At 61.2% G+C, this 17,918-nt stretch carries 22 protein-coding genes; 14 read left to right on the top strand and 8 right to left on the bottom strand.

Annotated features, from left to right (window positions below):
* Positions 1-15: 15 nt before the first annotated feature.
* The gene (locus tag AB5Y51_RS04470; protein ID WP_029313567.1) at positions 16-1,074 is read left to right on the top strand and encodes a porin; all 1,059 of its coding nucleotides are present in this window, start codon (positions 16-18) and stop codon (positions 1,072-1,074) included.
* A 59-nt stretch (positions 1,075-1,133) separates the two neighbouring features.
* Here AB5Y51_RS04470 and AB5Y51_RS04465 read toward each other — a convergent pair whose 3' ends face one another.
* Positions 1,134-1,871: a class I SAM-dependent methyltransferase gene (locus tag AB5Y51_RS04465; RefSeq protein WP_368178099.1), complete on the bottom strand. Its 738-nt coding sequence runs from the start codon at positions 1,869-1,871 to the stop codon at positions 1,134-1,136.
* A gap of 470 nt (positions 1,872-2,341) precedes the next feature.
* The gene (locus AB5Y51_RS04460) at positions 2,342-2,824 is read right to left on the bottom strand and encodes a GNAT family N-acetyltransferase (protein ID WP_368178098.1); all 483 of its coding nucleotides are present in this window, start codon (positions 2,822-2,824) and stop codon (positions 2,342-2,344) included.
* A gap of 271 nt (positions 2,825-3,095) precedes the next feature.
* On the opposite strand from AB5Y51_RS04460, the gene AB5Y51_RS04455 reads away from it, so the two are divergent.
* The 4 genes from AB5Y51_RS04455 (at position 3,096) to AB5Y51_RS04440 (ending at position 7,646) form a co-directional block, all read left to right on the top strand.
* Positions 3,096-5,138: a TonB-dependent siderophore receptor gene (locus AB5Y51_RS04455; RefSeq protein ID WP_103244141.1), complete on the top strand. Its 2,043-nt coding sequence runs from the start codon at positions 3,096-3,098 to the stop codon at positions 5,136-5,138.
* Positions 5,139-5,203: 65 nt separating this feature from the next.
* Positions 5,204-5,824, top strand: a complete 621-nt coding sequence (locus AB5Y51_RS04450) for a PepSY-associated TM helix domain-containing protein (RefSeq protein ID WP_164882046.1) — start codon at positions 5,204-5,206, stop codon at positions 5,822-5,824.
* A 176-nt stretch (positions 5,825-6,000) separates the two neighbouring features.
* Entirely contained in the window at positions 6,001-7,038 is a 1,038-nt protein-coding gene (locus tag AB5Y51_RS04445; protein WP_368178097.1) for an acyltransferase, read from the top strand.
* Between the two features lie 173 nt (positions 7,039-7,211).
* Entirely contained in the window at positions 7,212-7,646 is a 435-nt protein-coding gene (locus AB5Y51_RS04440) for an N-acetyltransferase (protein ID WP_323945874.1), read from the top strand.
* Here AB5Y51_RS04440 and AB5Y51_RS04435 read toward each other — a convergent pair.
* On the bottom strand, positions 7,643-8,005 hold the full coding sequence (locus tag AB5Y51_RS04435) for a helix-turn-helix domain-containing protein (RefSeq protein ID WP_324035517.1): 363 nt from the start codon (positions 8,003-8,005) through the stop codon (positions 7,643-7,645). The two genes, AB5Y51_RS04440 and AB5Y51_RS04435, sit on opposite strands and share 4 nt — an antisense overlap.
* A gap of 121 nt (positions 8,006-8,126) precedes the next feature.
* Between AB5Y51_RS04435 and AB5Y51_RS04430 the strand changes: the two genes are divergently transcribed.
* The gene (locus tag AB5Y51_RS04430) at positions 8,127-8,432 is read left to right on the top strand and encodes a monooxygenase (protein WP_039040460.1); all 306 of its coding nucleotides are present in this window, start codon (positions 8,127-8,129) and stop codon (positions 8,430-8,432) included.
* On the opposite strand, the gene AB5Y51_RS04425 is transcribed toward AB5Y51_RS04430, so the two are convergent.
* Both AB5Y51_RS04425 and AB5Y51_RS04420 read right to left on the bottom strand, forming a co-directional pair.
* Positions 8,413-8,943, bottom strand: coding sequence for a GNAT family N-acetyltransferase (locus AB5Y51_RS04425; protein ID WP_041214334.1), 531 nt, complete (start codon positions 8,941-8,943; stop codon positions 8,413-8,415). The two genes, AB5Y51_RS04430 and AB5Y51_RS04425, sit on opposite strands and share 20 nt — an antisense overlap.
* A 45-nt stretch (positions 8,944-8,988) precedes the next feature.
* Positions 8,989-9,603 (bottom strand): outer membrane beta-barrel protein, encoded by a 615-nt coding sequence (locus tag AB5Y51_RS04420; protein ID WP_182935705.1) that lies wholly within the window; start codon positions 9,601-9,603, stop codon positions 8,989-8,991.
* Positions 9,604-9,804: 201 nt separating this feature from the next.
* Between AB5Y51_RS04420 and AB5Y51_RS04415 the strand changes: the two genes are divergently transcribed.
* Entirely contained in the window at positions 9,805-10,443 is a 639-nt protein-coding gene (locus AB5Y51_RS04415) for an exopolysaccharide biosynthesis protein (protein ID WP_010672675.1), read from the top strand.
* 62 nt (positions 10,444-10,505) lie between these two features.
* Here AB5Y51_RS04415 and AB5Y51_RS04410 read toward each other — a convergent pair whose 3' ends face one another.
* Entirely contained in the window at positions 10,506-11,396 is an 891-nt protein-coding gene (locus AB5Y51_RS04410; RefSeq protein ID WP_041214332.1) for a sensor domain-containing diguanylate cyclase, read from the bottom strand.
* A gap of 327 nt (positions 11,397-11,723) precedes the next feature.
* Positions 11,724-12,308: a hypothetical protein gene (locus AB5Y51_RS04405; RefSeq protein ID WP_010672673.1), complete on the bottom strand. Its 585-nt coding sequence runs from the start codon at positions 12,306-12,308 to the stop codon at positions 11,724-11,726.
* A gap of 222 nt (positions 12,309-12,530) precedes the next feature.
* Between AB5Y51_RS04405 and AB5Y51_RS04400 the strand changes: the two genes are divergently transcribed.
* The 7 genes from AB5Y51_RS04400 (at position 12,531) to AB5Y51_RS04370 (ending at position 16,328) form a co-directional block, all read left to right on the top strand.
* Entirely contained in the window at positions 12,531-13,163 is a 633-nt protein-coding gene (locus AB5Y51_RS04400) for a Vat family streptogramin A O-acetyltransferase (protein WP_368178096.1), read from the top strand.
* Between the two features lie 122 nt (positions 13,164-13,285).
* Entirely contained in the window at positions 13,286-13,717 is a 432-nt protein-coding gene (locus AB5Y51_RS04395; RefSeq protein WP_368178095.1) for a GNAT family N-acetyltransferase, read from the top strand.
* A gap of 151 nt (positions 13,718-13,868) precedes the next feature.
* Positions 13,869-14,282, top strand: coding sequence for a GNAT family N-acetyltransferase (locus AB5Y51_RS04390; RefSeq protein ID WP_368178094.1), 414 nt, complete (start codon positions 13,869-13,871; stop codon positions 14,280-14,282).
* Positions 14,283-14,286: 4 nt separating this feature from the next.
* Entirely contained in the window at positions 14,287-14,802 is a 516-nt protein-coding gene (locus tag AB5Y51_RS04385) for a hypothetical protein (RefSeq protein WP_286700912.1), read from the top strand.
* A gap of 212 nt (positions 14,803-15,014) precedes the next feature.
* On the top strand, positions 15,015-15,239 hold the full coding sequence (locus AB5Y51_RS04380) for a hypothetical protein (protein WP_160881181.1): 225 nt from the start codon (positions 15,015-15,017) through the stop codon (positions 15,237-15,239).
* 459 nt (positions 15,240-15,698) lie between these two features.
* Entirely contained in the window at positions 15,699-16,004 is a 306-nt protein-coding gene (locus tag AB5Y51_RS04375; protein WP_368178093.1) for a hypothetical protein, read from the top strand.
* A 3-nt stretch (positions 16,005-16,007) separates the two neighbouring features.
* Positions 16,008-16,328 (top strand): helix-turn-helix domain-containing protein, encoded by a 321-nt coding sequence (locus AB5Y51_RS04370; protein WP_139735912.1) that lies wholly within the window; start codon positions 16,008-16,010, stop codon positions 16,326-16,328.
* Between the two features lie 442 nt (positions 16,329-16,770).
* Here the strand turns inward: AB5Y51_RS04370 and thiH are convergent, their stop codons facing one another.
* The gene (thiH, locus tag AB5Y51_RS04365) at positions 16,771-17,862 is read right to left on the bottom strand and encodes a 2-iminoacetate synthase ThiH (RefSeq protein ID WP_368178146.1); all 1,092 of its coding nucleotides are present in this window, start codon (positions 17,860-17,862) and stop codon (positions 16,771-16,773) included.
* Between the last annotated feature and the right edge of the window lie 56 nt (positions 17,863-17,918).

Raw genomic sequence — 17,918 nt, 5'->3', positions numbered from 1 at the left:
ACACAAGGGATCATGATGAAAAAGCTGACAGTAGTAGCATTGGCTCTTACCGCCGCCTTCCAGGCTCAAGCCGTCGAAGTGTACAAAAACGAGAGCACCCTGCTCGACCTCTACGGCCGCATCTACGCCGGCCAGTTCTTCGGCGAGAAGAAAGAGCTGGACGCCAACGGTGACATCAAGAACGAATACAGCGACAAGCAGGGGGCCAACCAGTTTGTCCGTCTGGGCGCCAAGGTAGAGAGCGAGATCAACCCGGGTCTCAAGGCGCTGGCCCAGTACGAACTGCAGATGTACATCAACGACAGCGAGAAGACCGTCAGCGAGAACTCCGACAACCTGCGTACCCGTCTGGCGTTCGCCGGTGTCGGCGCCAACTGGGGAACCGTCACCTTCGGTCGCCAGAAGGGGGCTCCTGGCTTCCTGGCGGACTGGACTGATGTCTCCCTCTCCGATGGTTACGGCAACGAGGCACTGGGCGCCAAGACCGACACCTTCGCCACCAACCGCGCCGGCTCCGTGCTGAAGTACTCCGGCCTGTTCAACGGTTTCCAGGTAGATACCAGCTACAAGTTCGATGGCGGTGACACCGAAGAGACCTCCAGCAAGGACAGCGATGCCGCCTACGGTGCCGCCGTGGCCTACACCTTCCCGTTCAACCTCTCCCTGGGGACAGCCTACAACGTGGGCATCCGCGACAAGAGCGGTGAAGAGGATGCCAAGCTGTGGCTGCTCTCCGCCAAGTACGACAACAAGGCCCTCTACGCCGCCCTGAGCTATGCCGACGGCAGCGACTTCCTGGCCACCGGCAAGGATCACACCGGCTGGGAAGGGGCGCTGGGTTACAACTTCGAGAGCGGCTTCGGCCTGATGGCCCTGTGGAACAAGCAGAAGGTGGAGCAGGCTGGCAAGTCTGACTACGACTCCATCGACTACTACACCCTGGGTGCCCAGTACAAGTTCAACAAGAACCTGCGCGTCATCGGCGAGTACCGCATCAACAACCTCGACAGCCATGACAGCGGCAAGCTCAACACCAAGGATGACTTCCAGCTGGCGGCCCGCTACGACTTCTAAGTCGGCAACCACCTGACGACACGGCGCGCAGAGCACTCTGCGCGCCGTTTTTTATTGCGTCAGGCCAGGGATTTGTACGCCGACACCAGCAACAGCATGGGGCGCTCCGCCTCCTCCGCCAGGGCCGGGTTGGCCGCAATCTGCGCCGCCGTCGGCCCCCACTCCTCCACGCGGCGGATCTGGAACCTGGCGGCGACAAGGGCATTGAGGTAGGTGCCCAGGGTGCGGTGATACTTGATCACCCCCTCCGCCAGCCAGTTGCTGACCCGCTTGCCCTCCGCCTGATAGCCGTTGATGGGCCAGGAGCGGCGTCCCTCTGCATCCACCAGCCAGCCCTGCGGCTGCGGGCAGGTGAAGATGGGGTGCTCCACCGAGAACACCAGGCTGCCGCCAGCCACCAGCGCACGGTGGATCTCCGCAAACAGCGGCGCCACCTCGGGCAGGTAGTGCAGCGCCAGGGAACTGTAGATGAGATCGAAAGGCTCATCGGACAGCGCAAGACCGTCCAGATCCCCCTGCCGATAGCGGATGGCCTCATCCCGGGTCAGCTCGGCGGCACGGGCCAGCATCTTCGCGGAGAGATCGATACCGACCACATCGGCGGCCCCGAGATCTCTGGCTGCCCGGCAGAACCAGCCATAGCCGCAGCCCAGATCCAGCACCCGCTTGCCGGCAAGCTCCGGCAGCATGGCGTGCAGCGCCGGCCACTCCGGCGCCCCCGCCAGCCCGTGAAGGGAGCGTGGCAGTTGGGCATAGCCCTCAAAAAACCCTGGTTCGTCATAGATATTTTGTGACATTGCACTGTTTCCTCTTGAAGATGGTCAGCCTCTCTGGCCGACGACCCGGCCCTTGCCAAGCATACCCGTCGGTCATGACAGACCATAAAAAAAGCAGAGACCCGGGCGGGCCTCTGCTCTGTCTCGCACCCGCAGCCTGGCTGCGGGGCAACAAAAAAGGCCATAGACGAGGCAACGTCTATGGCCTTGGTTCAGTCGTGCATCAAGGTCACGGCTCCCGCGAGGTAGCGAGATCCGGTCGTCACTGCACGATGAATGGATGGGAGGTCTGGGCCTCCACCGGCTCCGGACAATGCTTCATCGTGCGCATCTGTACGGAGTTCATTCGGGTCACTCGCTGATCCGAAGCATAAAGGGTCATGTCACTCACCCGGCCGGGCCGGTTCCATCAACACATTGAAAAATCTGGTGCCACTCTAGGGGACAGGAGTCTCAGAGGCAAGCCCGGCAGATCATGTTTGCCGACCCTCTCACCCCAGCTTCTTCTGCCAGAACAGGGCACGGCCCACCTCGGGATCGAGCTCATAACCCGCAAAGCCGCTGGCGCGATAGGCAGCCTGCGCCACCTTGTTCCCCTCCAGCACCTCCAGGGTCAGCTTGCAGCAACCGAGTTCCCGGGCGAGCCGCTCCGCCTCCGCCAACAGCCGCTTGCCGATGCCCTGGCCGCGATGGGCAGGGTGCACCGCCATGTCGTGGATATTGAGCAGCGGCTGACAGGCGAAGGTCGAGAAGCCCTCGAAGCAGGTGGCAACGCCAGCGGGCTCCCCATCGACCCAGGCCAGCAGCACATGGGCACCGGGTCGCGCGGCCAGGGCGTCGGCCAGATTCGCCTTCACCTCGTCCGCCAGCGCACTGCCGCCCCCCATCTCGTCCCTGGCGTATTCGTCCAGCATCGCGATCAGCGCCTCGCCGTGGCGAGGGTTGTGCAGATCCGCCCTGATGATCTCGACCATGTTTCTCTCCCTGTGTGTTCCGGATGGTGCGCCAAGGCGCGAGGCCACCATGGTAGCGTCCCCTCCGAACCGAACCAAGGTTCCCCCGGCCTTTTCCCCGAGGTTCCAGCCCCCTCAGTGCCTGCCGCCAATGATCTCTTTTTCTTGCATCTTCTCCTTGCAAGGCAAATGAAAATCAATATCATTAGCAACCTCTCGCGATGAGAGAAATCAATAATTACAATTAAATCAACAAGTTCAGGCCGATTGGTCGACAAAGAGTCACACCCAGATGAACCATTCCAACTCCCCGCGCGCCTTGCTGGGCGTCGCCTTGCTGGCGGTTTGCACCAGCCCCCGTGCCGAAGACGAAACCCTGACCGTGGTCGGCAAACGCAGCCAACATGAAGAGGTCGCCACCGCGACCCGTACCGCCACCCCGGCCAAGCTGGTGCCCCAGAGCATCGAGAGCGTCAAGGCAAGCGAGCTGACCGCCTTCGGCCAGCCCACCCTGAGTGAAGCCCTGACCGGCATCCCTGGCGTCAACGCCAGCGGCGACACCCGTTTTGACGGCGTCACCATCCGCGGTTTCAGCGCCAGCAACGACTTCTACCTCGACGGCCTGCGCGATGACATGCAATACACCCGCGACCTTGGCAACATCGAACGGGTCGAAGTGCTCAAGGGCCCCGCCGCCGTGCTCTACGGCCGTGGCAGCACGGGCGGCATCGTCAACCGGGTCAGCAAGGTTCCCCAGAAGGGGCAGGCCTCCAGCGTCAGCGCCCAGGTAGGCAGCTTCGACAGCCGACGCTTCGCCGCCGACCTCAACGGCGAGGCAGGAGAGCGGGTACAGGTGCGCCTGAACCTGGCCCAGGAAGACAAAGACAGCTTTCGCGACGACGTGACCAGCAAGCGCACCCTGCTGGCCCCCTCCGTCAACTGGGAGATCACCGACACCCTGAACTGGCTGGTGCAATACGAGCGCAACGAGCACGATCGCACCCCGGATCGCGGCATTCCCGGCGTCGATGGTCGCCCGGCGGATGTCCCCATCGAGAGCGTCTACAGCGACACCCGCCGCGACTTCATCGACGATGTGGCCCAGTCCACCCGCTCCCGCTTCACCTGGGACATCAACGATCAGTGGCAACTGCGCCAGCAGCTCGGCTACACCACCCTCGACAGCCAGTTCGACAATACCTATGTCACCAGCGTCAAGGGTGACAAGGTGACCCGCGCCCGCTGGCAGCAGGATCTCAAGGCCAGCAGCCTCACCAGCAACACCGAGGCGGAAGGCCAGCTGCAAACCGGCCCCATCGCCCATCGTCTGCTGGTGGGTCTGGAGCAGGGCTGGCAGGATCGCACCCCCAAGCTCTACCAGAACGCCAACCCGATCCCGGCAGGCAACCTCTATGATCCGGGCTCCCTGCCCACCTACGACGGCGCCATGAAACTCTCCAGCGACGCCCATCACAGGGTGCGCGGTGTCGGCCTCTATGTGCAGGATCAGCTCAGCCTGGGCGACTGGCACCTGCTGGCAGGCCTGCGCCGCGACGACTTCACCGTCACCAGCCGCCGCAACGACCTCGACAAGGAAGAGACCCTCTCGGTCACCAGCCTGAGTCCGCGCCTGGGCCTGGTGTGGAACCCCATCGAGGAGCATGCCTTCTACACCTCCTACAGCAAGACCTTCACCCCGGTGGGCGGTGAGCTTATCGGCATCACCCCGGGGGACAAGAACAACAACCTGGATCCCCAGCACACCCGGCTCTATGAAGGGGGCGTGAAGAGCGACTGGCTGAACGGCCGCCTCGCCACCACCTTCTCTCTCTACCGGCTGGAGATGTACAACAAACGCAGCAAGGATCCGCTGGATCCCACCCGGGTGATCCTCACCGGTCTGCAGCGCACCGACGGCATCGAGCTGAGCGCCCGTGCCCAGCTGACCGACGAGATCTATCTGCGCGGCGGCGTCGCCATCCAGGATGCCGAGCAGGTCAAGGCAGACGCGGACCTGCAAGGCAAGCGGCCGATGAACGTCTCCCGCCAGAACGGCCAGCTGTTCGCCGGCTACCAGAGCGGCAAGCAGGGCTGGTTCGGCGAGACTGGGGTGACGGCGGTGGGGGATCGCTTCGCCGACAACGCCAACACCACCACCTTGCCCGGTTACGCCCGCTTCGACGCCCGTGCCGGCTATCGCTGGCCCCAGTGGGAAGCCCAGCTGAGCGTGGAGAACCTGACCGATCACGACTACTTCGTCAGCGCCACCAGCGCGGCCCAGATCATGCCGGGCACGCCCCGTCAGCTGCACCTGACCGCCGCCTACCGCTTCTGATCCTCCCTGTTTACCGACCCCTCTGGCCAGCGTTCGCTGGCCAGATTGTTATGAAGCACCGAACGATGACACGCAGAAAACTCCCCCTGCACAACAACAAGTGGGTGCGCCGCATCCATGCCTGGGCAGGCTTTGCCACCCTCACCCTGATGCTGCTCTACGGCCTCACCGGCCTCTGGCTGCAACACAGGGCCGTGCTGCCCCTGCCCGGTCCCCACACCGCCAAATCGAGCGAAGAGATAGTACTGAGCACGCCGCTGGCCAGCCCGGATGAACTGAAAGCCCTGCTGCAACAGCGTTATGCAGACATGTTCGAGGAGGGGCGACCCCAGATCACCCCGCCCCAGACCCTGCCCACACCATCCGGCTCTCTCACCCTGCCGGCCCGCTGGGAGCTGCGCGGCGTCACCCTGAGCGAAAGCGTGGCCGCCAGCTATGTGGAAGGCACCCTGCTGGTGCGCACCGAGCTGCAGCAGGCCAACTTCGCTGCCAGCCTCAACCGGCTGCACCGTGGCATGGGCACCGGCCTGCCCTGGCAACTGGTGGGGGATCTGGCGGCCCTGGCCATGCTGCTGCTGGCCCTCACCAGCCTGCTGATGTGGAACAAGCTGCACGGCCCCGCCGGTCGCGGCATCACCCTGCTGCTGCTGGGCGCCCTGGTCACCGTGCTGGTGGCCCTGCTCTAGCCCTTTTACCGACACCAAAACGGGATCCCGCTCCCGGCGGCGGTAACCTTGCCCGCACCTCGGGTAACAAAGGGTAACCGGCCGCCGATGGGGGTCACAGTTGGCGACCAGGCGGCTGGATAGGGAACGCCTGCGGCTGATAGGGTGCGCCCAGCTCCCGAACGCCGCGAGGAATCATGCGCATCTCCAGCATCGAATGCGGGCGAGTGGTGGCCATCCTGGCCGTGATGACCATCCATCTCTCCCCCTTCAGCAACCCCTTCGACCCCGCCCTGTGGGACGGCACGCCCTACCCTCTGGTCGGGGCCGTCATCAACCAGCTCTGCCGCTTCGCGGTGCCGCTGTTCTTCCTGTGCGCCGGTTACTTCTTGCAACCCGCCCTCGCCGCGGGCCACCCGCTGACGGTCGCACTGCGCTACTGCCGACCCCTGCTGGGGCTCTGGCTGGCGTGGAGCCTGCTCTACGTGCTGATACCGTTCAACCCGCTCGCGGCGGTGAGCGAGGGCTACCTGCACGCCATGGCAGGCCAGTGGCAGATGCAGCTGGGGGATCCGCTCAACGTCTGGTGGGTGGGCGGCATGATCCACCTCTGGTTCCTGCCCGCCCTGATGCTGGCGGTGCTGATCCTGGGGCTCTGCCAGCAGGCCCGCCTGCCAAGGCTGGCCCTGCTGCTGGGGGCCCTGCTCTACAGCCTGGCCCTGATCGGTGGCTCCTATGGCCCGCTGCTGCCGGGGGGCGAGTGGGCCCTGCTGACCCGCAACGGCCCCTTCTTCTCCTTGCTGTTCGTGGCGCTTGGCGCCGAGCTGCGCCTGCGTGCCTGGCAGCCGGACGCCAGGCGCTGCGCCCTGATGATGATGGCGGGGATGGGGCTTTATGCCCTGGAGGCCGCAGGTCTGCTGCGCGTTGCCGCCGTCCCCCTCGCTCGTCATGATTTCCTGCTGGGTTCGCTCCCCTGGGCGCTGGGGCTGTTCGGCCTGCTGCTGGCCAACCCCGCATGGGGCAAAGGCAGCTGGCTGGAGCGCCAGGCCCCCAAGGTGCTCGGCCTCTACTGTCTGCACATGATGCTGGTGGTGTGGCTGATGATCTTCGGCCCCCAGGGCAAACAGGTGTGGTGGGAACTCCTCAAGGTACCCGCGCTGCTGGCGTTCACTCTGCTCGGCTACCGACTGCTGGCGGCCACCGCCCTCAGCCGCTGGTTGCTGCGGGCTCGCTGAAGGGGGCAAGGGATCGGAGGGAGGCAGCTCCCTCCCCTACGCCGGCTCACGGCAACAGGCGACCTGCGGGTCGCTTTTTTGTTACAAAGGGTCCACTTTTGCCCGCTGGCGGGTGACGACGGGGCCTGTGCTGCTACCATGCCCCTCTTTTGACGAATCCAGACGAGACACCTATGCAGATCCGCCCCTTCACCCCGGCCGACACCGAGGCCATCCTCGCCATCTGGCTCGAAGCCTCCCTGCAGGCCCACGACTTCATCGATCCGAGCTACTGGCACACCAACCTGGCGCCGATGCGAGAGATCTACCTGCCCGCCGCCGACAGCCAGGTACTCTGCCTGGGTGATCAGCTGCTTGGCTTCTACTCCCTGCACGAGGGCGCCCTGGCCGCCCTCTTCGTGGCCCCCGCGCAGCAAGGGAAAGGGCTGGGCAAGGCCCTGCTCGAGCACGCCAAGGGGCAGTTGCCGACCCTGCGGCTACAGGTTTATCAGCAGAACCGGACCGCGTGCGACTTCTATCGCTCGCAAGGGTTTCAGGTGACGGCCGACACCGTGGATCCCCACACCGGCTGCGCCGAGTGGGTAATGGTCTGGTCGGCGCGGAATTAACATGGCTCGGCGGGATGGGGTTCTTCGCGGGTCGCCGCGTCACTCAGTACCAGCAGGTCGCCGTGGTTCAGCGCAAAATCGTGCATCTGCTGAAGCAGGGGGATCAGGGCGACGCCAAGGGGGCTCAGGCTGTACTCCACCCTGGGCGGTACGTCGGGGTAGAGGGTGCGAATGATGACACCGTCGCTCTCCAGCTCCTTGAGCTGGGCGGTGAGCACCTTCTGGCTCACCTCGGGCAGGCAGCGGCGCAGGTCGCCAAAACGCAGGGTCTGTTCGCGCAGATGAAACAGAATGGCCGGCTTCCATTTGCCGGTCAGCAGGCTTAATACCTGATAGGCGGGACAGGGCAGTGAGGGCACGGTATGGCTCGTGAGTGGTTACTTTGCGGTAACTATGCCACGAAAATGTGCCTTCTTGCAGCCAAGATACCGGCTTCCTATGATGCGGATTCCGTCAATCAACGCCCACGAGAGGTTTATCATGCCCAGCCTGCTGCAGATCCATTTCAACTTCCCCGCCGAGATGATGGGACCGGCCCTCACTGCTGCGGCCATGCCGCTGGCCGACTCCATCACCCGGGAGCCGGGCTTCATCTCCAAGATCTGGACCGAGAACCCGCGCACCGGCGAGGCGGGCGGCATCTATCTGTTCGAGGATGAGGGGAGCGCCCTCGCCTACGCCACCATGCACGAGCAGCGGGTGCTCGCCATGGGCGCCAGCGCGGTGCAGTACAAGGTGTTCGACGTCAACGAGCCCCTCAGCCGCGTCACGCGCGGTCTGGTGTGATCTCCTCGCCCAGCAGCAACCGGTAGCAGGTATCCTGCTGCCAGATGAAGCCCAGCCGCTCAAATAGCCGCTGGCTGGGCAGATTGTCCGGTTCGATATCCGCAAGCAGGGTGACGATGCCAAGCTGGCGGGCATAGGCGATCAGGGCGCTCAGCGCCTCCCCCATCAGACCTTGTCCCCAGTGGCTGCGGGCCAGCATGCAGCCCACCTCCGCCTGGCGCAGGCTGGCGCCGGCCGCAAAGCTGTGCAAGCCGCAGGTGCCCACCAGGCGGCCGCTGCCGCGTAACACCAGCCCCCACTCCAGCGACTCGCCGCCAGCCAGCAACCGCTCGACGCTAGCCAGCATCTGCGACACGGTGGCAAGGGAGGGAAACGGCGGCTCCCCGACGAAGCGCATCACCAGGGGATCCCCGTAGATGGCGAAGAGATCGGCAGCATCCCGCCCATCGAAGGGGCGCAGTCGCCCCCTTGGCGTCAGCAGTACGGGCAGTTCACGGGGCAGGGATGGCACGGAGTCGTATCGCCTTGTCTGGTCAAAGGAGCCCAATCATGAGGCTCAGAACCTCAGGGTCAAGCCGATATTGGCCTGCCACTGGGTGATCAGCTCCCCCCTCACCCGAAAGGCGCAGATCTCGGGGTTGCAGAGAAACTGGCTGTCGTCGTTGACCAGGGCACCATAACCGCGTACCTCGGCCCGCACAGCCAGATGTTCGGTCAGGCGCGGCTGCACCCCGAGGGCCAGGGACATGGAAGGGGCCGTCTCGCTGTCGTAGGCATCGAAGCGGGTGACCCCTATCCCGGCACCGATATAGGGGGCCATCAGGTTGTCCGAGAGAGTCAGGGCCCCGGCAAACTGCAGGGTGTCCACCGTCAGCCTGTCGGGCAGTTCGGGGGACACCCGGGTCGACTGGTGGCTGTAGAGCAGCTCCACCATGCCGGGGTCATCCACCTCCCTGCTGATGAAGAGCCCCCAGCTGCCGGAGCGATCCCCTTGCAGGGTGTCGATGTCGCTCCCGTGCGGCGTGGGGGCCGGCTCGTCCATGGCCCGAAAGTCGATTGCCGAGCTGTATCCCGCAAAGGGAGTCAGCTGCCAGCCCGTCGCCGGGGGCTCGGCTGCCCAGCCCGCCAGGGGCAGCAGCAGCCCCGGCACCATCCCCATCGCTCCTCTCATGTGCTCATCCTTTGGTGAAAAGACCTGCGCAAAGCATATCAGAGCGCCCGTCTCCCACACTGGACGGGGGCTGTACCAGCCCCATTGCCCCGCTCCCGATGGAAAAATCTGTGCTCCCCGGGGTTATTCATCCAGGATTAACCTCGTCCCCGTAAGCTGACGGCGCCACAGCGGTGGCATCAACAGACGAGGATCTCAGGAATGGTTGCCGCGCAACTCAACGACCCCCAAAGCACGCTCTCCGATACCCTGAGGGCCACCGCCCACGCCATCGAGGAGAGCCACATCAGCTTGCGCCAGATGCTGGCCCTGGTGGGCGAGCAGGGCATGCTGCTGTTTTGCGTGCTGCTCACGGTTCCCTTCCTGCTGCCGGTCTCCATTCCCGGCGTCAGCACCCCCTTTGGCCTGCTGATCCTCTTCATCGGCATCGGCATCACCCTCAACCGGGTGCCCTGGCTGCCCGCCTTCCTGATGGAGCGCCGCTTCGCCGCCGAGCACCTCAAGCCGACCCTGCACAAGGGGGCGGATCTGCTGGCCCGCATCGACCGCTTCATCCGCCCGCGCCTGCTCATCCTGACCGGCAGCGTGACCATCAACCGCTGCAACGGCCTGCTCATCATGCTGGCCGCCCTGCTGCTGATGCTGCCGCTGGGCGCCATTCCCTTCACCAACGCCATGCCCGCCTGGGCCATCCTGTTGCTGGCCATCGGCATGTTGCAGCGGGACGGTCTCTTCGTCGCCCTCGGCTATGCCCTGGTCGCCGCCACCCTGGTCTGGTTCAGCGCCCTGGCCATCGGCCTGCTGATGGCGGGGCAGAATATCTCGACCCTGTTCGGCTGATCTGGCCCGGCCAAATGAAAGAGGGCGACCCGGGTCGCCCTCTTTCCTGTTCACTGCGCACCTCAGGGTGCCCCATCGTGGGCCACCCGGTTGCGCCCGCCCCGCTTGGCCCGATAGAGCCACTCGTCCGCCCGGGCCAGCACGGTGCCAAGATCCTCTCCCGGCCGGATCAGGGTGGTGCCCAGGCTCACGGTCACGGGGGCGGGATCCGGCGCCATGGCCGCCACTGCGGCGCGGATCCGCTCCGCCACCTTCAGCAATATCCCCTCGTCTATCTGCGGCAGCAGGATCAGAAACTCCTCGCCACCGCTGCGCACGAAGAGATCCTCCCCTCGCAACTGGGCGGAGACGCACTCGCAGACCCGGCACAAGACCTTGTCACCGGTCTGGTGGCCGAAGCGATCGTTGATCTGCTTGAAGTGATCGAGATCCAGCATGATGAGGCCGGTGAGATGCTGCCCCTGCACCTTATGGTGATACTGGTCGAAGAAGAAGTGGCGGTTGTAGAGGCCGGTGAGCTGATCCGTCTCCCCGAGCCGCTTGAGCCGCTGTTGCAGCTCGTGCTGGCGGGTGATGCTGCGGGTCATCCAGGCCACCGCCCGCTTCCCCTCATATAAAGAGGGCAAGGGCGCTATCTTGCCCTCGAAACGCTGCATTCCCTGGGGCCCGGCGTCGGCGTCGATGCCGTCCACCTCGGCGGGAGAGAGGTCATACTCCACCACCTGCACCTGGCCGCTGGCGAGGGCCTGAGCCACCTGCGCCATCACCCACTGCGCCTTGTCCTCGGGCAGCACGTCCAGCAGTTGTCTGCCGATCAGCGGGTTGCCGTTCTGGTAGGACTGCTGCTCCATCCCGCCGATGTACTCGATGTAGTAGCCATCTTCGCTGAGGATGAAAACGGGATCCGGCAACTGGGCCATCACTTCGTAGAGTTGTGCCACTGAGAGCGCCATCCGAGCTCCTTGCTATCCATGGGAGTGGGTCCCTGTACTCCTGTTATACAAGACTCATGGAGTATCGCACAGGGGCAGAAAGCTGCCTGCCGGGCGGGAAGGATGCGGTCGGTGACGTGTTCACCGGACAAGCCTCCGGCAAAGTGAATAGTAGCAATCGGGGATGCTGTCAGAACCAGAATTGTCAGACAGTCAGGAAGGTTTTTGGCCCTCAGGCAGTGCGACATGCCAACGCATATGACGCCAGGGGAACCACAGGGGTATTCCCGCCCCCGGACAAGGGGGGCAAGGCCGGATCCCGGTCAAGAGGGATCCGGCGAGCCGGCATCAACGGGCAGCGGATCGACTGGCGTTCCAGAGCAGTTCGCCGCTCTTGAGATCCATCAGGCTCATGGCGAGCCGGTAGCGGCCCCCTTCAGAGAGGAGATCCCCGTAGAGCATGTAACCCGCCCCGGTCTGGCGACCCAGGCGCACCAGGGAGGCGGGGTTCATGCCCCCCTGCTGGTATTCGAGCTGACCCGTGATGGCCGCCACCTGGCCCGGGTCTGCGAAACGAAAGCCGCTATTGGCCTGAATGCGCTGGATCATGGCCACCGCCAGGGGCTGGGTGCTGAAGGGCTCACCTGTACCGTTCTGGGGCGCCATCAGCAGCAGTACCGGGCTGCTGCCCGCCAGCGCCTGCACATCGGCGGCCTTCAGGAAGTCATCGGCCAGGGCGACCGCCAGCCCCGTCGGTGCCACGGGTTTGGGAGCAGGCACCGGCTCGGCTTTGTCAGGCTCGGCCACGGGTTTCTCTGGTTTGGTCACCGGCTTGTCCGGCTCGCCGACCGGCGCAGGCGTCCCCCCATAGGGATTGACCGCACATCCGCCCAGCAGCAGGGCACCCACCATCAACAAGGAACGCAGCTTCATCTTTTCTCTCCGCCAGAAGTGTGCAAGGCGCACTTCGTCCATCATCCATTTTGACGGAGCCAGACTCCGCCGCCCCTCCATGCTAGAGACAAACCCGCCCCGGGTCGATGCGCACATGGGCAGGGGGCGACAGAGACTGGCGAAGCAGAGGGCACAAAAGGGTGGCAAGGCTCCACCCGATTCCGTTAGGGTAGCCAGAGCCCGGACCCCAGAGGAGCCCCCATGCACGGACCCGATCCCGCCAACCCCCACCCCATGAACGGCTTCCCCCAGGTGTGCTTTATCAAGAACACCATCAAGGGGCCCAATATCGAGGTGGGTGATTACACCTATTACGACGATCCGGAGGATGCGGCGGGCTTCGAGCGCAACGTCCTCTACCACTTCCCCTTCATCGGCGACAAGCTCATCATCGGCAAGTTCTGCGCCATCGCCCGCGGGGTGAAGTTCATCATGAACGGCGCCAACCACCAGACCTCCGGCTTCTCCACCTACCCCTTCTTTATCTTCGGCAACGGCTGGGAGAGCGCCGCCCCGGCCCCGGGCAGCCTCCCCTACAAGGGGGATACCGTCATCGGCAACGATGTCTGGATTGGCTATGAGGCCCTGCTTATGCCTGGGGTCAAGGTCGGCAACGGCGCCATCATCGCCGCCCGCTCAGTGGTCACCACGGACGTGCCCGACTACGCCGTGGTCGGCGGCAACCCCGCCAGGGTGATCCGCTATCGCTTCGACGACGACACCATCGCCCGTCTCAACGCCCTCGCCTGGTGGGACTGGCCGGTGGAGCGGATCAGCCGGAATTTGAACTTGATCGGCAGCGGGGAAATGGACGAGTTGGAGAGGGCGGGGTGATGGCTGCCCACCTGAAGGCATCGGGAGAACCTCACCCTACAGCCCTGGAGAGCACGGATCCATCACCAGATCAGTGCGTTACATGGAATTTAAAACAATCAGGTCCCACTGGAGTTATCAACATGACCACACCCGCTTTCACTGTCGTCCACTCAACACCGCCCGTCGAAACCTATCGCTATCTTCGAACCGCAGCCGGGCTCAGCCCAAAGACGCTTGAAGCCGCAGAGCGTGGTCTGCCCAATACGCTGTTTGCCGTCCAGGTGTTTTGCGGCCAGACCGCCATCGGCATGGGTCGCATCATCGGAGATGGCGGGACATTTTATCAAGTGGTTGATATTGCTGTGCTGCCTGAATATCAGGGTCAAGGGGTAGGCAAAAAGATCATGGCGGAGATCGCCGACTATATCGACCGCGAGGTACCGGAGTCAGGCTATGTCAGCTTGCTGGCAGATGGGGAGGCGTACCGACTCTATCAACAATTCGGGTTCTCGCTCACGGCGCCAGCCAGTCTTGGTATGGGGCTTAAGCGGATTGCCGCCGAAAAGTCCTGACCAATCATTCACCTTCATACCCAGGACTGTCATGTTGGGATATCCGCCTTCTTGTCTGCCCGGTGGAACAGGTCAGCCCGCAGGTGACACTGAACAGCCGCGGACAGATAGCCGTGCAGGAACCCCCAGCCATCATCAAACAGGAAGCACCATGCAACTCACCCCACCCCAACCGCCTCAGGACGATGAGATCGAAGCGCTGCGCATTGGCCTCTCGGGCTACAACAAGGATCACGCCGGCACCCATCTGCGCGAGCGGATCGCCAGCTTTATCAAGGATGAAGAGGGCAAGGTTCACGGCGGCATCATCGCCGACATCAAGTGGGGCTGGCTGCACGTCGACTGGCTCTGGATCGACGAACGCATCCGCCGCGACGGCTGGGGCGGCCGCCTGCTGGGCGCCATGGAGCAGTACGCCCAAAGCAAGGGCATCACCAACTACCATCTGGAAACCACCAGTTTTCAGGCCCTCCCCTTCTACCAGAAGCAGGGTTACGAGGTCTTTGGCCAGCTGCCCAATATGCCGCCGGGGCATATCAGTTACTTTTTGAAAAAGCAGTCATAAGCCGATGAGCGGCCGCAACAGCCCTGCAATAGACAAGGCGCCGGGTAGCCGGAGTTTCTCCTTCTACAGGCGCCTTGCCTTGCTCTTTGCGCTGCTTGCAACCAGCTCCAGCGTCCTAGCCCTGTCACTACACGATCTGGATCCGGCATTTGAGCGGTGCGCAGCGATCAAGTCACAACACAGCGCCACACTACCCGCGAAAAGCGACCCCTTCTGGTCACTGGAGAAAGCACAGCAGGCGACCGTGCTGATCTATCTGCATGAGAAAAGCATGGAGCGCTGCACCGCAGCAGAAGTCGATGCGCTGGCGCTCAAGGCGTTCCATCAGGCGGTTGAGGGAGACCGCAGTTTTCTCGACACCCTGATCAAGGCGAGAGCTACCACCCTGACGCCATCCCAGCAAACCCAGTTACAGCAAGTCGGCCAAGCAGAGCTGGATAGATTGGCCGGGATGAAGGAATTTGCTCAGCCTTTCTCGCTGATTGATTACCTTACTGGGCTTGCCAAAGTAGTGCCATAACAGCAAGTACTTCGTTATCACTGCTGTATCGAACTGCCAATGAGACGCGGATCATGTGGGTCATTAACATCACCCAGGAAAAGTTAAAAACTTTAAAAAATCAATTGATCTCACTTTTGCTCAATGCTATCTTCCATCATGTTGATTAGACGTGATTACTAGCTCCATACAGTCAATGTGATTGCTTCACGCTTGACCTATAAGGTATCACTATGAAATTTAATAATGATCGTGAAGCAATCAAACGTGCTGTGGTAATGATTGAGAGCTTGATTGAAGCAACAACAAGGAATCAACAAGACGATATGACTAAGCAGTTGAGTGACGTGAAAGAACAACTGTTACTCGATCTGGATAATAGTGCACTCAACACTAACACTATTATCAAGACCATTGGTCTTTTTAAGTTCATTTTCGATTTACTGTCCGACTCCTAACACAGCACTCGCTTCACTGTAGGCCTTGCAAGCTTACAAATTTAGCTCTCCATAGCCGACAAATAATTAAATTTGTCATTAATGGAGGTGTAACAATAAAACACAGTGGTACAGTCACTGCAATTACTGGGGCCACCAAGCATTTTGGTAAACAACAACGAGCCCTCAATGCCGGAAGCACTGAGATAGTACATCAAAGTGATAGGTATGACAGCTACACTATAAAAATCTGTCTAAAACAAGTCTTTTGACTCCATTTGGTTATAGGTATGCAACATGAAAAGTTCATTTCTCTTGGCATAACCATTGACCGTACTGCAAAAAAGTGAAGCAATCACTTTTTTGTAAAGCAAGAGAATCTGACTATTTTCCTTGCTTAGGATAAGTAATCAACAGGTTTTCAATTTTGATTAGAGACTTGCTAACATGGTTATTTCCAATCTCAATAGGATAGAAAAAATGGAATTTTTCCATAAAAAAATCCTATCTATAGATATAGTATTGGAGGAACTATTATCCAGTGAACTTGGATTTATCTATGCAGGTAGAGACTCTGAATTAAAGCCTAAGCCTTGGCTGACGGTGGCAATAACGAGCGAAGCCAGAGAAAACTTTGTGTCTATATTCAACAAACTAAAACTATACTTTAAAGAACGGTCAGGTATCTTTATTAGTAGCGCTCATATGTGGTCAACTCTTGTTCACCACAACACTAGAGGGGGATGTGAATTACAAATTAAACATTTAAACCTTAAAAGAGAGTAAGTGATGACTAAAATTAACATGGCCTTTGCGGGATTCAAATTAAAAGGGCTGAGAATTAAGATGCAGTATAGTCTCGCATATACTGCTGATGCATTAGACATAACAACATCGTATCTATCATCTATAGAAAATGGGAAAAAATGCCCATCAAAAAAAATATTATCAAAGGCATCATCGTTATTCAACGTGCCCATTGATGAGTTCAATGAACCATCTCAACTAATAGATGAAGTAAGAGATATAACAAACTCAGCAGAAATCTCAGAGATGATCCAGATATTTGAGGTATTGTTACGTGAGAAAAGACATAACAATAATAGCTGACATTCACATTGGAAAAAATAAAAAGCTACGAATTAGATAAATGGCAATATTTGTGCTGCCATTTATTTTTTTGCTTTTCTTGCTTGATTAAACCTCCTGCAACAAATACAAATCTGCATCATAGAGTGTAATGAATGAAGTGAGTTGCACCTCTTGTCACAATCGCGGTGTAATGCGCTCCGCTTATTGCACCCTACGCAGGCTACATAGCCGCCACCGGCAACCCCTTTCCCCCAAATCGGCCATTGCTAATGGTCGCAATGACCAATTCGATAAGCTGAGCAGCAGCCACGATTTTTGCACTGGCGAAACGATATCAAGAGCCATCGTTACACCAGAGAGACAATCCTGTTGGAACAAACAAAGCAAAGCGGCAAGCAGTGGCGGGGATCTGCCCCTCCGATCTGCTTGCCGCTGTCTGTTACCGCAGGTGTAAACGTCGTTAACGACCCAAAAACGGCTCCCAATCCTTGAACACCGGCTGCAAACCCGCCTGCCGCACGGCGGCGGCCACTTCCCCCACCGGGCGGTCATCGTGGATGGCGAACTGCTCCAGCTCCTCTTTATCCCCCTCGGCATAGCCACCCGGCTGGGTGCGCGACTCGGCCGACATCTGGGTGATGCCAAGGCGCACCGCGCCGTTACGAAAGGCGGCCGACTCGCGGGTCGAGAGGGACAAGTCCAGGGTCGGCGAGAAGAGGCGCCAGGCGCAGATAAGCTGGGCCAGCTGGCGATCCGACATGACCACGGCAGGCTCCAGCCCACCGGTGCAGGGGCGCAGGCGCGGGAAGGAGAGGGAGTAGCGGCTCTGCCAGTGGTGGCGCTCAAGCCAGGCGAGGTGCTCGGCGACAAAGTAGCTGTCGGCACGCCAATCCGCAGAGAGACCGATCAGCGCCCCCAACCCGATCTTGTCGATACCGGCGCGACCCAGGCGGTCCGGCGTGGCGAGGCGCCATGCGATGTCCCGCTTGTTGCCGCGCAGGTGATGGCGGGCGTAGGTGGGGGCGTGGTAGGTCTCCTGATAGACCATGACCGAATCGAGGCCGAGGGTTTTCAGCTCGGCGTATTCGGCTTGCGGGAGGGGCTGCACCTCCATCCCCACCGTGCTGAAGTGACGGCGGATGATGGGCAACACCTGCCGAAAATAGGCGAGCCCCACCTTGTGCTCGTGCTCGCCGGTCACCAGCAGCACGCTGTCAAAACCGCGCGCCTTGATGGCCAGACACTCGCGCTCTATCTCCTCGCTATTCAAGGTCTTGCGCTTGAGGCGGTTGCTCATGGAGAAGCCGCAGTAGGTGCAGTCGTTGGCGCACAGGTTCGACAGATAGAGGGGCACATAGAAGCCGATGATGTTGCCAAAGCGCTGGCGGGTCAGCCGCTCGGCCTCGGCCGCCATCTGCGGCAAATACGCCTCGGCGGCCGGGGAAATCAGCGCCATAAAGTCCGCCAGCGTGCGGCGCGGGGCACTCAGGGCGCGTGCCACATCGGGGGCGGTCTTGGCGCGGATCTGCATGCCGATATCGTCCCACTCCAGCTCCTGCCATCTATCGAGAAAACTCTCCGACTTTCTCTCAACCCCCTCCCTGCCTC

Origin of the sequence: Aeromonas sp. R7-1 (assembly GCF_040908115.1) — a bacterium.
Lineage (GTDB): Bacteria > Pseudomonadota > Gammaproteobacteria > Enterobacterales > Aeromonadaceae > Aeromonas > Aeromonas caviae.
This window is presented reverse-complemented; position numbering and strand designations above follow the sequence as displayed.

Coding starts and splice junctions, on each gene's coding strand:
- AB5Y51_RS04370 (WP_139735912.1), top strand. CDS start 16,008: ATGACTAAAATTAACATGGCCTTTGCGGGATTCAAATTAAAAGGGCTG.
- AB5Y51_RS04445 (WP_368178097.1), top strand. CDS start 6,001: ATGCGCATCTCCAGCATCGAATGCGGGCGAGTGGTGGCCATCCTGGCC.
- AB5Y51_RS04385 (WP_286700912.1), top strand. CDS start 14,287: ATGAGCGGCCGCAACAGCCCTGCAATAGACAAGGCGCCGGGTAGCCGG.
- AB5Y51_RS04390 (WP_368178094.1), top strand. CDS start 13,869: ATGCAACTCACCCCACCCCAACCGCCTCAGGACGATGAGATCGAAGCG.
- AB5Y51_RS04405 (WP_010672673.1), bottom strand. CDS start 12,308: ATGAAGCTGCGTTCCTTGTTGATGGTGGGTGCCCTGCTGCTGGGCGGA.
- AB5Y51_RS04460 (WP_368178098.1), bottom strand. CDS start 2,824: ATGGTCGAGATCATCAGGGCGGATCTGCACAACCCTCGCCACGGCGAG.
- AB5Y51_RS04400 (WP_368178096.1), top strand. CDS start 12,531: ATGCACGGACCCGATCCCGCCAACCCCCACCCCATGAACGGCTTCCCC.
- AB5Y51_RS04420 (WP_182935705.1), bottom strand. CDS start 9,603: ATGAGAGGAGCGATGGGGATGGTGCCGGGGCTGCTGCTGCCCCTGGCG.
- AB5Y51_RS04380 (WP_160881181.1), top strand. CDS start 15,015: ATGAAATTTAATAATGATCGTGAAGCAATCAAACGTGCTGTGGTAATG.
- AB5Y51_RS04440 (WP_323945874.1), top strand. CDS start 7,212: ATGCAGATCCGCCCCTTCACCCCGGCCGACACCGAGGCCATCCTCGCC.
- AB5Y51_RS04465 (WP_368178099.1), bottom strand. CDS start 1,871: ATGTCACAAAATATCTATGACGAACCAGGGTTTTTTGAGGGCTATGCC.
- AB5Y51_RS04430 (WP_039040460.1), top strand. CDS start 8,127: ATGCCCAGCCTGCTGCAGATCCATTTCAACTTCCCCGCCGAGATGATG.
- AB5Y51_RS04395 (WP_368178095.1), top strand. CDS start 13,286: ATGACCACACCCGCTTTCACTGTCGTCCACTCAACACCGCCCGTCGAA.
- AB5Y51_RS04415 (WP_010672675.1), top strand. CDS start 9,805: ATGGTTGCCGCGCAACTCAACGACCCCCAAAGCACGCTCTCCGATACC.
- AB5Y51_RS04455 (WP_103244141.1), top strand. CDS start 3,096: ATGAACCATTCCAACTCCCCGCGCGCCTTGCTGGGCGTCGCCTTGCTG.
- AB5Y51_RS04450 (WP_164882046.1), top strand. CDS start 5,204: ATGACACGCAGAAAACTCCCCCTGCACAACAACAAGTGGGTGCGCCGC.
- AB5Y51_RS04410 (WP_041214332.1), bottom strand. CDS start 11,396: ATGGCGCTCTCAGTGGCACAACTCTACGAAGTGATGGCCCAGTTGCCG.
- AB5Y51_RS04375 (WP_368178093.1), top strand. CDS start 15,699: ATGGAATTTTTCCATAAAAAAATCCTATCTATAGATATAGTATTGGAG.
- AB5Y51_RS04470 (WP_029313567.1), top strand. CDS start 16: ATGAAAAAGCTGACAGTAGTAGCATTGGCTCTTACCGCCGCCTTCCAG.